A 13,468-nucleotide genomic window follows, 5' to 3' on the forward strand; every position below is an offset into this window, starting at 1 on the left:
CACCTTGATGCTGCTATTCCTTGTGGATAGGAATTAGGTGCGCCCCCAGTAATAGAGGTGCGGGTTTACCGCAGTGGTGGCTACTGAATCACCTCCGAGCAAGGAGGAACCCACCTTAATTATTTTTTGGCGAATCGAAGCGGGGTCAATTTCCCTGGGGATCTGCCAAAAGTTCAAATCGCTTATTGATTAAGGCTTGTAGCTTTTCTGGTGTCAGTTAATTTACTTTTTTAAGTGTTAACAGACAGGCGATTTTGGGAGACTTGCCAAAAATGCATTCAGAACTGTTGGCAAATCAAGGGTTTGGAGCGCAGGGTTTCAACACCCCTCCCAGCTAGAGGCGGGTTGAAAGTTCTCGTTCCCGAATGGCAGATGAAGTGGGACGGGCTTCGCCCTACAGCGCAGGTTTCAACACCCCTCCCAGCTAGAGGCGGGTTGAAAGCCCCAGATATGGAAAGCTTTTTGCGGCTGTGCGATTGGCTAGGTTTCAACACCCCTCCCAGCTAGAGGCGGGTTGAAAGAATGAAGTTGTGAGTTTGTGTGATGGGAATGCCAACGGAGTTTCAACACCCCTCCCAGCTAGAGGCGGGTTGAAAGAATTTGAAGAACCTGCTGAAATTGCTGCAAATGCTGAGTTTCAACACCCCTCCCAGCTAGAGGCGGGTTGAAAGTAGAGACTTCTGGACTCTCTGATGCTGAGGTTGGGTTTCAACACCCCTCCCAGCGAGAGGCGGGTTGAAAGTGCCAATGAATGAATCCGATCCCGGTTCGATCAACTGGTTTCAACACTCCTCCCAGCGAGAGGCGGGTTGAAAGTCGCTACGACTTTGGCTGTCAATGGGTATGTCCTAGTACATTAAAAGCTTTATTGAGTTTTGGAATTTTTCCAGTGTTCATAGCAAACACTTTTTAGGTGGGTTGAAAGGATAGAGCAACAGATTCTTCGTTTGAAGAGCTTGATTTTAGCTCTAATATTGAAACCGATTAGTTACCCTATAAAAGAAGAGTTCTGCCATACTTTAGGTATGGCAGGGTGTTGTAATGATATACAATTTGTCAACGCGGACAATAATTTGGCAAGACGGACAATAATCTGTCAACGCGGACAAATAATTTGGCAATCGACAACACGAGCGCGGAGGGATTTGAACCCCCGACCCACAGAACCGGAATCTGTTGCTCTATCCACTGAGCTACGCGCCCTTAGTCTTAAACATTATAGCATGTCTGTGATAAAATTTGCAGCCTAGAGAAACTTGGTTTTTGGGTTCACAGATAGTTAGCTGGGTCTACGGGTGTACCATTCCGACGGACTTCAAAGTGGAGGTGGGGGCCAGTTGAGAAACCTGTGGAACCGACAGCACCGATCGCTTGTCCGCGTTCAACTGCTTGTCCTTCGGTAACATACAACTCGCTGGTATGTCCGTAGAGTGTAGTCATGCCATTGCCGTGGTCGATAATTACCGCTCTGCCATAACCACCATACCACCCAGCAAAAATTACTCTGCCCGAATCGGCTGCTCGAATTTTACTGCCATAGCTAGCGGCAAAATCCAACCCGGCATGAAAGCGACGATAGCCAAGGATTGGGTGTATCCGCCAGCCGAAGGGACTGCTAGTAGGAGCATCGCTAGGATATGCCATTACACCAGTTCCCCGAATGATGATGCTTGTCCGGCTGTTAGTTTTTGCTTGCGCCTCTTCAGCTTCTGCTACCTTTTGTTGAATCAAGACTTCCAGATTTTTGGAATCTCTTTCTAGCTGATTTTGCGCTGCTTCCAAGGCGAGGCGATCGCTATTGAGGCGTTGAATCATTTCTGATTGTGACTGCGCCTGAGTTTGATAATCGGCTTTTTGTGCCAGCATTTGCTCACGAATTAAAGCAATTTCGTTTTTTTGCTGTTCTACATCCGTTTTTTGTTTATTGAGCAGGATTGCTTGGGCGTTGAGTTTTACCAAAATTTTCTGGTCTGCCTGATACACTAACTTCAACTGATGACGGCGACTGATAAAGTCGCTGATATTTTGACTTTGGAGCAAAACAGCCCATCCTACAGATGCTGGCGATCGCTGGAGATAACGCAATCGTGCTACTGTTGCTATTTGCCGCTCCTCGTAGGAACGTTGTGCTACAGCTAAATCAGTTTCCAACTGCTGGAGGCGTTGGGTAGCGAGTTGTAATCGAGATTCGCTCTCTTGAATATAGCTATCTGTGGTTTGCAGATTTTGCTTTAAACCAGTGAGGTGTTTTTGAGCCTCTTGTTGAAGATTTGTTAAACGATCGCGCTCGTTAACCACACTCTGATGTTGCTGGTTCATTTGTTGCTGCTGTTGTCGCAGAGTATCAATAGAACCGATAGACGTTGCGTAGGCTGGAATTAATGCCGAACATATCCACAAAATCCAGCAAAATATAATAAATAAACAGCCAAAAATCCGCTTTTTCCCAAGAGATAGCGCTCTCATAGCGTCAGCCTAACTAAAACGATGCTTTCAAACACTATGAGGATTATTCCCAAAATCTGATTCACTCACTCCATGTATCAAATTGATCTGCCAAGTTGTAACACAAAGATTCTAGCGATGTCAGCATTGAGCAGATAACGATGAATAAACTTTGGTTTTTCCGGGGTTGGCTGTGGTGGGAATATCGCTTTAGAGTGTTCAAAAAAATAAATGATCCAAAACCCGTCATTGCTTCGCTTCGCTCGCAATGACGGGTTTTGGGATTGCTTCGCTTCGCTCGCAATGACAATTGGGCATTTTTTTACTTGGAGTACTCTTATTGGTTTACCTTGATTATGCATACTCCTAAAACTCCACAAAAAGAAGAGGCTCAATTTAGCTGGTGATTTTTGCGAGGCAGAGAATTGTCATATACAATATCTTGAGAAAAGTTACTTGTAAAAATAAAGATTCTAAATTATTTTTTCGCAACAGTAGATAGAGCGCTAAACCCATTTAAAAGGAAATTGCATGTGGATCGTAAAAATTGCTTTACGTCTTCCCTATACATTCGCGATCGCTGCCTTGATGATTGTGATCTTGGGTGTAATAACAATATTTGGCACGGCGGTTGACATTTTTCCCGCAATCAATATTCCGGTTGTCAGTATAGTTTGGACTTATACTGGCACAACATCTGAAGAAATGGCAGAGCGAATCGTGACCATTAGCGAACGCGCCATGACAACAACTGTTAGTGACATAGAACACATTGAATCTCAATCCTTAAGTGGTGTTAGCGTCGTCAAAGTTTTTTTCCAACCGAGCGTCAATATAGCCTCAGCAGTCGCTCAAATTACCTCTGTCAGCCAAACAATTCTCCGCCCTTTGCCACCCGGTATTACACCGCCATTCATCATTCAATACAACGCTTCTAGCGTGCCGATTATCCAGATGAGTGTCAGTAGCAAAAGCTTGCCAGAACAAGCCCTCAACGACTATGCTACCAACTTCGTCCGCACCCAACTAGCAACAGTGCAAGGAGCGAGTGTACCTTTGCCTTATGGTGGTAAAGCTCGGCAAATTATGGTTGATATCGATCCCCAGGCGATGTTGGCTAAAGGTATTTCTGCCCAAGATGTGACTAACGCTGTCAGTGCCCAAAACCTGGTTTTGCCGGCGGGCGGGATGAAGATAGGCACTCGTGAGTTCGCCGTGCAAATCAATAATAGTCCAGACGTGGTGGAAGCGCTCAACGACTTGCCAATTAAGCAAGTTAATGGCAATGTGACTTACATTCGTGATGTCGCGCAAGTCAGAGATGGCTTTGGCGTGCAGACGAACATTGTCCGTCAGAATGGGAGACGATCGAGTTTACTTAGTATCCTTAAGAGTGGCAGTGCCTCGACAATTGAGATCGTCGATCGGGTGAAAAAAGCTTTGCCTCGCATCCAATCCACCTTACCCCCAGAACTGAATTTAGCGTTTTTGTTCGATCAATCTCTATTTGTGAAAGCTTCCATTCAAGGCGTTCTCAAAGAAGGATTAATTGCAGCAGTTCTCACCGCGCTGATGATTTTAATTTTCCTGGGAAGTTGGCGCAGCACTGTAATTGTCGCCGTATCGATTCCCCTGTCGATGCTGGTTTCGATTATTGCAATGAGTCGTTTGGGACAAACTTTCAACATTATGACTTTGGGTGGTTTGTCCTTAGCTGTTGGTATTCTTGTCGATGATGCCACAGTAGAAATTGAAAATATCCACCGAAATCTCGGACAAGGTAAAGCAATCAAGCGAGCAATCTTAGATGGGGCGCAGCAAATCGCCACACCAGCATTCGTCGCCACATTATGTATTTGTATAGTCTTTGTGCCGGTGGTGTTTCTCAGTGGAGTGGCAAAGTACCTATTTGTGCCACTAGCGATGGCGGTAGTATTTGGTATGCTTGCTTCTTATGTGCTATCTCGGACTGTAGTCCCGACAATGGCCAGCTATCTGCTACCTTATGAAGCTCACTTGCACAGAGAAAGCGAGGATCGTAATGGTCATAGCGATCGCCACACCGAAGTCTTAGACCATAATGGTAATGGTCATAGCGATCGCCACACCGAAGTCTTAGACCATAATGGGAATGGTCATGAAAACCACCAAACTACAGCCACAACCACAAATAAGAAAGATTGGATATGGCAGCAACACGAGAAGTTTAACCGAGTATTTGAGAAATTTCGCAGTTGGTACTACGATGTCCTGACCTCAGCATTAAATTACCGCCGCATAGTTTTTGTGCTGTTTGGCGCTTTTATAGTCAGTGCCGGAGTTTTGCTACCGTTTGTCGGTCAAGACTTTTTCCCTCAAGTCGATGGTGGTCAGTTCAGCCTTCACGTTCGTGCCTTACCTGGCACTCGTTTAGAAGAGACAGAAAGAATTGTCAGCCAAGTCGAAAATGTTATCCGCCAGACAGTACCAAAAGAAAATCTCTCGATAATTCTGGATAACATCGGCTTACCCAACAGTGGTATTAACCTTACTTATGGCTACAACGGAGCCACAATTGGCCCGGCTGATGCTGATATTCTTGTGTCCCTAAAAGAATCTGGTTCAACTTTCGCTTACGTCAAGCAACTCCGCCAGAAATTAAAAGCGACATTTCCCAACTACACCTTCTTTTTTGAGCCGGCTGATATTGTTACTCAAATTCTGAATTTTGGTTTACCTGCTGCTGTTGACGTGCAAATATCTGGGCCTCTAAAAAACTCAAAGGGCAATTTTGAAATAGCCCAACAAATTGCAGCCCGAATGACGCGCGTTCCTGGGGCTGTAGATGTACACATGCAGCAAGTTGTCGATGCTCCAGAGTTACACCTGGATGTAGACCGCACCGAGGCTCAACAACTGGGAATGACGCAGCGTGATGTTGCTAATAGCGTCCTCACTTCCTTAAGTTCAAGCGGTCAAGCCGCAATCAACCAATGGCTCGATCCCAAAAAAGGCGTGAGTTACACCCTTGCTGTCCAAGTTCCCCAGTACAAAATTGACTCTATTGACAGCCTGAAGAATATGCCCGTTGGCAACGGTCAAACCGCACCCCAACTTTTGGGTAATTTGGCTACTGTCAGACGCGACCGAGTAATGCAAGTTGTTAATCACTACAATATTCAGCCGGTTTTCGATATCTACGCTAACTCCTCCGGTCGTGACTTGGGTGGAGTTGCCCGCGATGTGAATCGAATTATCGCTGATTATCAGAAAAAATTGCCTCACGGTAGTCAGATTAATATTCGTGGGCAAGTGGAAACGATGAACTCTTCCTTTCTGGGACTAGGTTTCGGACTTGTGTTTGCAATCGTGCTGGTTTACTGCTTAATGGTGGTAAATTTCCAATCTTGGCTCGATCCCCTAATTATCATGATGGCACTGCCAAGTGCCTTGGCTGGTATCGTTTGGATGCTATTTGTCACCGGCACGACCTTCAGTGTTCCTTCCTTAATGGGGGCAATTATGAGTATAGGTGTGGCGACATCAAACAGTATTCTGATGATTACTTTTGCTAATGAACAGCGTCTAGAAGGACAAAATGCCTATCAAGCAGCGCAAGCGGCGGGATATACGCGGTTGCGTCCGGTGTTAATGACTGCCTTAGCCATGCTCATCGGTATGGTGCCAATGTCTCTCGGTCTTGGTGAAGGTGGCGAGCAGAATGCACCTTTGGGTCGCGCTGTCATTGGCGGTTTGTCCGCTGCAACAGTTGCTACTCTGATTTTTGTACCTGTGGTGTATAGCATATTCCGCCGTCAACAACCTCGTCCTATTGAGGATGATGACGATTTAAATTTCTCCGATCCACACACTGCATACTCCTTGTCATCATCCCAAGGCAAATCATAAGCAACTGACAAAATAGTCATTACCATCATTGGTAATGACTCTAGCTGCTGAATGTATGCAAATTAGATAATATGGGACAGCTAAACTATGGATTCTCAACATCCTCCATCTCCTGATTCTGAACAAGAAACGACTTCTAGAAAACAAAGACGCGGCATCGGTGGAATTGGTTGGGCTGTAATTGGTGTTGTTTTTTTTGGTACTCTCTTAACCATAGGTATTCTGCCCCGGTTAACCCAAAGGTCAGAATTACAAGCAGCAGTCAAGGAAGCTAGCACTATCCCCTCAGTTAACGTTATGACTCCCCGTCGTGCTACTGGTATTAGCAATTTGGAACTACCTGGGAGTGTTGTAGCCCTTAATCAAACCACCGTCTATGCCCGCAGTACGGGGTATTTGCGGCGATGGTATGCTGATATTGGCGATCGCGTCCGCGCTGGTCAGTTGTTAGCAGAAATCGATTCACCAGACATAGATCAGCAAGTTTTGCAAGCAAAGGCAGAGTTAATCCAAGCACAAGCTAACGTGCTTCAAAGCCGTGCTAGTTTAGCTAAAGGTGTTTCTGATTTGAAGCAAGCCCGCGCTAATTTATTAATCGCCCGTCAAAGCTGGGAGCGCTGGCAAGTTCTTGTCAAGCAAGGTGCAGTAGCTCAACAAGACGCAGATACAAAGTACGCCACATATCAGGCGAACCTGGCCAACGTTGAAGCCGCACAAAATACTGTCAGTTCTGACTCTGCCAATGTGAAGGTAGCCCAAGCTAACACCTACGCCATTCAAGCAAACTTCCAGCGTAATACCATATTGCAGTCTTATAAGAAAGTCACTGCTCCCTTCGCAGGAGTAGTCACAGCACGTAACGTAAATACAGGTGTTCTGATTACAGCAGGTAGTGGCAGTACAAATACTGGAAATACCAGCCTTTATACCATTGCTGCTTACGATGCCCTAAATGTGAACGTGAATGTCCCACAAAGTTCATCAGCTTTACTTAACACTGGACAAACAGCACAAATTACAGTCAGAGAGTTACCACAACGAGTATTTACGGGTAAAGTAGTACGTACTAGCAACGCCATAGATCCAAATACTCGTACTTTGCTAACACAACTAAAAATCGATAATTTGGACGGGGCGCTGCGACCTGGGATGTATGCCAGTGTCAAGTTTGCCATTAACCGCACTAATCCTCCCTTTGTTGTGCCTGATAGTGTTTTAGTCATTGATGCCAAAGGTACACAGGTAGCAACTATAACTAAAAACCAAACAGTGCATTATCAAAAAGTTGCCGTTGGGCGAGATTATGGTACTGAAGTAGAAATTACATCCGGTCTGACAGGAAATGAATCGCTGATTGCCAATCCTACGGTTGATGAGACGGAGGGTTTGCACGTCCAGCCAATTGCAGAAACAAAGTAGACTCAACAAATAATTTTTAATTACAGCTATTTTCAGGTAAATATACCACGTGGTAAGGGCATAACAATGCTCATATAGGACTAGTATTTGATTTTTGAAATCTTAGGTAGGGTGCGTTAGCGTAGCGTAACGCACCATCCCAAGCTGATGGTGCGTTACGACGTTCCGTCTAACACACCCTACAAATACTTATATTTTTTCAAAAATCAAATATGATTCCTATAGGTGTCAACTTAAGGTGGTAGTTGAATTACCCCCCTTAATCCCCCCTTGTAAAGGGTGGAAACAGAAAATCCGGTTCCCTCCCCTTTATAAGGCTACGGTGTACACACAAGTATGACCAGTATAGGTTTCAACTCTTCTAGTAGTTTCGTAGGGTGTGTTATGGATACGCCGAAATAACAAATGAGTACCCCGAAATAACAAATGAGTACCCCGAAATAACAAATGAGTACCCCGAAATAACAAATGAGTACCCCGAAATAACAAATGAGTACCCCGAAATAATAAATGAGTACCCCAAAATAACAAATGAGTACCCCAAAATAACAAATGAGTACCCCGAAATAATAAATGAGTACCCCAAAATAACAAATGAGTACCCCGAAATAACAAATGAGTACCCCGAAATAACAAATGCGTTTTAGCTTTGTCACGCCAGCGTAATGCAGCGCGAATTTTTGGTGGATGAAGTTTTTGCGACTTGTGTGTACACCGTTGCCTTATAAAGGGGAGTTATTTGAAATAATTTCCTTGTCCTGATACTATTAACGGTTATTTTGTATGAAGGGTTTTGAAATCTGCTAAGGTTTCAGTTATCTTAAAACTCATAACTCAGTATGGTCTAAAGGCCCCGCTACCCTTAACCAGAATAAATCTAATGCAGAATAGGCAAGAAAAAATTTCGCAAGTGGTAGTGACTGCTGGACAGATGCGCGATATTGAAGATCGCATCTTTGCTGCGGGAATGCCTGTAGTAGCTTTGATGGAAAAGGTGGCGGGATTAATTGCTCGTCGCATTCAAGAGATCCCCCCAACCCACGCCAGTCGCTCCACTTGGAGAGATCCCATCGCCCTTAGCGTCTCCCCTTGGGAGAAGACCGCGCTGGCTTCCCTTAATAAGGGGGGCTATGCTCCTTCAAATATCTCATTAAAAAGGGGATATCGTGTCGGAATTCTTGTTGGCCCCGGTCATAATGGCGCGGATGCTTTAGTAGTAGCCCGTGAATTATACTTTAGCGGGGATGAGGTTTGGATTTATTCTCCTTTCTCTAAGTTTAAGGAATTAACTTCGCAACATTTGCAATATGCTCAGAGTTTAGGCATTTCAATTTATCAAACAATTGAGCAACTACCAGATTCTGATTTGTTGATTGATGGCTTGTTTGGGTTTGGTTTAGAAAAAAACCTCACCGATCCCATCGCTTCTGCAATTAATCAGCTAAATGAATTGTCTGTGCCAATTTATAGTATCGATTTACCTTCAGGTTTACACACCAACACAGGTGAAGTATTAGGAACTGCCATTCGCGCTACTCATACTTTTTGTTTAGGTTTATGGAAACTAGCTTTCTTCCAAGATCGGGCGCTGGAATATCTCGGCAAAGCTGAGTTAATCGATTTTGATATTCCTTTAACTGATGTAGAAGCTGTTTTAAAAGACGCACCCAGGATTAAACGCATTACGCCAGCAATGGCACTCGCTACTCTACCCCTACCTCGTCCACCAGTTACCCACAAATATCAGGAAGGACATTTACTGTTGATTTGTGGTTCGCGGCGCTATGCAGGTGGAGCAATTTTAACTGGTTTGGGTGCTAGGGCTAGTGGTGTGGGGATGCTTTCCATTGCCGTACCCGAATCGTTGAAATCTCTTTTGGTGTCACACTTGCCAGAAGCACTAATTGTCGGTTGTCCAGAGACGGAAAGTGGAGCCATTGCTCACCTACAATTACCAGAAAACACCGATCTGAGTTCCTTTAATGCGATCGCTTGTGGCCCCGGTTTAACACGAGATGCTACTCCCATTGTCCAAGAGGTAATTAAGAGCGATCGCCCTTTGATTCTCGATGCCGATGGTTTAAATATCCTCGCACAAATGGGAGCGATCGCCACTTTAAAAAAACGTCTTGCCGTAACCGTACTCACACCCCACACTGGCGAATTCCAGCGATTGTTTCCTGATGTCGCCGATGCCAAAGATGACAAGGTGAAAGCAGTACAGGAAGCAGCAGCGCAAAGTGGAGCAGTGGTGTTGTTGAAAGGGGCAAGAACTGCGATCGCAAACCCTCAAGGTGGTGTTTGGATCGTTCCTGAAAGTACACCCGCCCTGGCGCGTGGCGGTAGCGGTGACGTGTTAACTGGGCTACTGGGTGGATTGTTGGCACAAGCAGCAACTAAACAGATTCCCGTAGAAGATATTGTAGCAACTGCCGCTTGGTGGCATTCCCAAGCGGGTATAATAGCCGCCCAAGAGCGGACTGAATTGGGTGTAGATGCGTTTACATTGACACAATATTTGATGAAAATTCATTAGTCATTAGACCAGTCCTAAATATAATCTTAGGTACAAAAAATGGTTGATTGAATGAAGGTTTGAGAGTCTACCGTTGCTCTAGGCTGTTTATTCTTTGTAAACCAGTGTAAATATTGAACCGTTCTCCGCGCAGAAATCCAATTAGGGTAATCCCAAATTCTTTGGCGACAGACACTGCTAAACTACTGGGAGCGGAAACAGAACAAACAATGGGAACTCCAGCAGTTGTAGACTTTTGCAAAATTTCAAAACTAGAGCGTCCGCTCACTAAGACAATACAATTATTTAAAGGCAACTCGTCACTGAGAAAAGCTGAACCAATCAATTTATCCAAAGCATTGTGTCGCCCAACATCCTCCCGCAGGTTCAACAAATTTCCTTGAGGATCGAAGATAGCCGCAGCGTGCAAACCTCCTGTAGCCCTGAAGATACCTTGAGCCGCGCGGAGCTTATCAGGTAAGCTGTATACAATTTCAGGTGTTAGCGTTGGCCCAGAAGGAATCATGGGACATCCCCGCAGACGCAAAGCCTCAAGGCTAGCTTTACCACACACCCCACAGGCGCTACTAGTGTAAAAATGACGTTCCAAAGGCTGTAAGTCTGGAATCAACCCATCCCGCAATTCTACATTTACGATATTATGGCGTTGCTCGCCATCTACTAATTCATCAACGCAGTAGCTTATCCGTCGGATATCTTCTCTGCGGCTAACGACTCCTTCACTGTAGAGAAAACCAGCTGCTAGTTCAAAATCTGCCCCTGGTGTTCGCATTGTTACAGCTACCGTCTTCTGGAAAGGGGTAAGGCGAATTTCCAAAGGTTCCTCAGTGGTGAGATGATCTAAACGAGGCCGTACTTGACCTTTTTCCATTACCCAAACAGTGGCTTGGGTTTTGCTTTTAGTTTGCATTGTCATATTTATGAGAGTTGGTAAATTGAAATTTTGATACTAATCTGGAAACAGAGTAATGCTATTTGTATATCAGATGTCTCTTTGATGTTCACCAACTACTTTGTTCAGTTGAACTAAATTGCTAGGTTTCTGTTTAGGAAGTAAAATGAACCTAAAATTTTTGGCTTTCAGGAAAATTTTATTTGCAATAGTCTTTGTGATTTCCCTTGGTTTAGCAGGATATCTAGTGGGTAATAACATTAGTCAGAGAGTAATTGAAAAATCTTTTGCTAAACAAATCACGTCTACCTCCACCGTCGGAAAAAGTTCTCAACTACAGACACTCTTAAATGAGATAGTTGTTGAAGAAAAAATTCCTGGTGCAGTAATGTATATTTCTACACCCAAAGGTTCTTGGGTGGGAGCATCTGGTGTCAATAGCTTGTCAACAAAAACCCGGATGAAAACCACAGATGGTTTTTCCATCGCCAGTATGAGTAAAACTTTTATGGCGGTGGTTGTGCTGAAATTAGTGGAGCAAGGGAAGATAGGATTAGATCGGGCGATCGCAACATACTTACCAAGAGACATCACTCCTCATATTGTCAACAGCGATAAAATTACAGTTCGTCAATTGCTCAACCATACCAGTGGTGTTGCGGAATACTTAGATACAAAAGAGTTTATTCAAGCTACTGCAAAAAGAAGTCGCTCACAGCCTTGGACAGCCAGAGAAGCTATTCCGTATATGTACCAAGAACAACCGCAGGCAAATCCCGGAGAGAAATTTATTTATACTGATTGCAACTACATTCTTTTGGAACTGATTGTTGAAAATATAACTAGGGGAACTCTCGCCCAAGCAATCCGCAGCCAGATTTTAAAACCATTAGGATTAAAACATACTTTCACAGAATTGCGCGAACCGACAATTGGCGAAGTAGCTACAGGTTATGGCGATCGCAATAAGGATGGTAAGCTAGATAGCTACGCCGAAGTAAATGATGGCAATGGTTTGGGAGATGGTGGATTGGTTTCAACAGCAGAGGATTTAGCTAAGTTCGCTAAAGCGCTATTTGTCAAAAAAAGCTTACTTTCCTCGAAGATGATGAAAGAAATGCTGAAATTTAAAGATAATGGCGAAAGTTATAGCTATGGGTTAGGTGTAGAACGCTTCTCATCTCCTATGGAAAAAGCAATTGGCCATAGTGGTATAGCTTATGGCTTCACAACATTGCTGGCATATCTCCCCAATCAAAATACCACTATAATAGTGCTGCTAAACGCTCAGGGTGTTGATATTAAATCAGTCGCTAGGACAGGTATAGAAGTTGTTGAGAATAAATGATCCTAATATGAATTTGATGCCAGTGGAATAATAATTGCTAGTCGTAATAGAGTAGTAAATCTAGGTTTGCCATGACTAATAATAAACAACAAAAATGTTAAATTTACTGAACTTAACCGGATTGGTTTATGCCTTGGAAATAACTCTAGTATCAGCTTTCAAACAAGCCAATTTTTGTTAAATAAACTTCACATCACTGAGTAAGCACCTTTATTAGAAATTTTCTGGGTCAATATTCAGTTCTCGTAATTTGGTTGCTAGGCGTTCAGCGCGTTGTCTTTCTTGTTCGGCGTGTTCCGTTTCCCACAGTGCAATTTCTTCAGGTGTAGGCATTAACTGTCCTTCCGCATTGAAATAGCGTAATTGATTTTCATAAACGCCCAAGTACAAACTTAGCTGCTGACTCCACAACAATCCTTGTGGGTTGGGTTCTATAGGTTGATACGTACCACCCAACAAAATAAACCCAGTAAATTCTAAATTCTTGGGGTCAAACCAGAAATATTCAGGAGTGCGAAAGATATCTTGGTAAATTTGTTTTTTTAAGCCCTTGTCAGTCGCTGCGGTTGACTTTGAAAGTAGTTCTATAATCAAATTCGGATATTTGCCGTCTTCTTCCCAAACAACCCAACTATCACGGGGTTTGCGTTCAGTATCCAACACGACAAAGAAATCTGGCCCCCGAAAGTCTTGGGATTTACGCTGGCGTGGACTGTAATAAATGCTAAGATTGCCGGCAGCAAAAAAGTCGTTGTGGTCTCGCCACCACCAATCAAGGCATTTTATCAATAGCAGCATTTGCTGCAAATGTAGGTATGTTTCCAATGGTGGCTCATTACTTTCTAAATCCCCTGGTGGAAATATAACATCTTCTGGGGTTTCAAAATCTTTGGCGACAGACATGGCTGCAAGTTTTGGAGTTATATTAAGTTGAGCGTAG

General features: G+C 44.0%; 8 protein-coding genes, 1 tRNA gene and 1 CRISPR repeat array. Of the genes, 4 read left to right on the plus strand and 5 right to left on the minus strand.

The window, feature by feature from the left end; genetic code table 11:
- The first annotated feature begins 314 nt into the window (after positions 1-314).
- A CRISPR array of direct repeats spans positions 315-816; the repeat unit is 38 nt; unit sequence GGTTTCAACACCCCTCCCAGCTAGAGGCGGGTTGAAAG.
- Between the two features lie 314 nt (positions 817-1,130).
- Both CDG79_RS02630 and CDG79_RS02635 read right to left on the minus strand, forming a co-directional pair.
- A tRNA-Arg gene (locus CDG79_RS02630) sits at positions 1,131-1,203 on the minus strand.
- Positions 1,204-1,269: 66 nt separating this feature from the next.
- The gene (locus CDG79_RS02635; RefSeq protein ID WP_094340327.1) at positions 1,270-2,466 is read right to left on the minus strand and encodes a murein hydrolase activator EnvC family protein; all 1,197 of its coding nucleotides are present in this window, start codon (positions 2,464-2,466) and stop codon (positions 1,270-1,272) included.
- Between the two features lie 510 nt (positions 2,467-2,976).
- Between CDG79_RS02635 and CDG79_RS02645 the strand changes: the two genes are divergently transcribed.
- Both CDG79_RS02645 and CDG79_RS02650 read left to right on the plus strand, forming a co-directional pair.
- On the plus strand, positions 2,977-6,333 hold the full coding sequence (locus CDG79_RS02645; protein WP_094340331.1) for an efflux RND transporter permease subunit: 3,357 nt from the start codon (positions 2,977-2,979) through the stop codon (positions 6,331-6,333).
- An 87-nt stretch (positions 6,334-6,420) separates the two neighbouring features.
- Complete coding sequence (locus CDG79_RS02650; RefSeq protein ID WP_094340333.1) at positions 6,421-7,752, plus strand: efflux RND transporter periplasmic adaptor subunit; 1,332 nt, start codon at positions 6,421-6,423, stop codon at positions 7,750-7,752.
- A 382-nt stretch (positions 7,753-8,134) separates the two neighbouring features.
- Here the strand turns inward: CDG79_RS02650 and CDG79_RS45355 are convergent, their stop codons facing one another.
- Entirely contained in the window at positions 8,135-8,383 is a 249-nt protein-coding gene (locus CDG79_RS45355) for a hypothetical protein (RefSeq protein WP_442946163.1), read from the minus strand.
- Between the two features lie 249 nt (positions 8,384-8,632).
- Here CDG79_RS45355 and CDG79_RS02660 point away from each other — a divergent pair, with 249 nt between their 5' ends.
- The gene (locus tag CDG79_RS02660; RefSeq protein WP_094340337.1) at positions 8,633-10,288 is read left to right on the plus strand and encodes an NAD(P)H-hydrate dehydratase; all 1,656 of its coding nucleotides are present in this window, start codon (positions 8,633-8,635) and stop codon (positions 10,286-10,288) included.
- A gap of 67 nt (positions 10,289-10,355) precedes the next feature.
- Here CDG79_RS02660 and fdhD read toward each other — a convergent pair whose 3' ends face one another.
- On the minus strand, positions 10,356-11,204 hold the full coding sequence (gene fdhD, locus CDG79_RS02665) for a formate dehydrogenase accessory sulfurtransferase FdhD (protein ID WP_094340339.1): 849 nt from the start codon (positions 11,202-11,204) through the stop codon (positions 10,356-10,358).
- Between the two features lie 142 nt (positions 11,205-11,346).
- On the opposite strand from fdhD, the gene CDG79_RS02670 reads away from it, so the two are divergent.
- On the plus strand, positions 11,347-12,528 hold the full coding sequence (locus CDG79_RS02670; protein ID WP_094340342.1) for a serine hydrolase domain-containing protein: 1,182 nt from the start codon (positions 11,347-11,349) through the stop codon (positions 12,526-12,528).
- A gap of 213 nt (positions 12,529-12,741) precedes the next feature.
- Here CDG79_RS02670 and CDG79_RS02675 read toward each other — a convergent pair whose 3' ends face one another.
- The gene (locus CDG79_RS02675; RefSeq protein WP_094340345.1) at positions 12,742-13,431 is read right to left on the minus strand and encodes a Uma2 family endonuclease; all 690 of its coding nucleotides are present in this window, start codon (positions 13,429-13,431) and stop codon (positions 12,742-12,744) included.
- Positions 13,432-13,468 lie beyond the last annotated feature (37 nt).

This window comes from Nostoc sp. 'Peltigera membranacea cyanobiont' 232, assembly GCF_002245985.1.
Lineage (GTDB): Bacteria > Cyanobacteriota > Cyanobacteriia > Cyanobacteriales > Nostocaceae > Nostoc.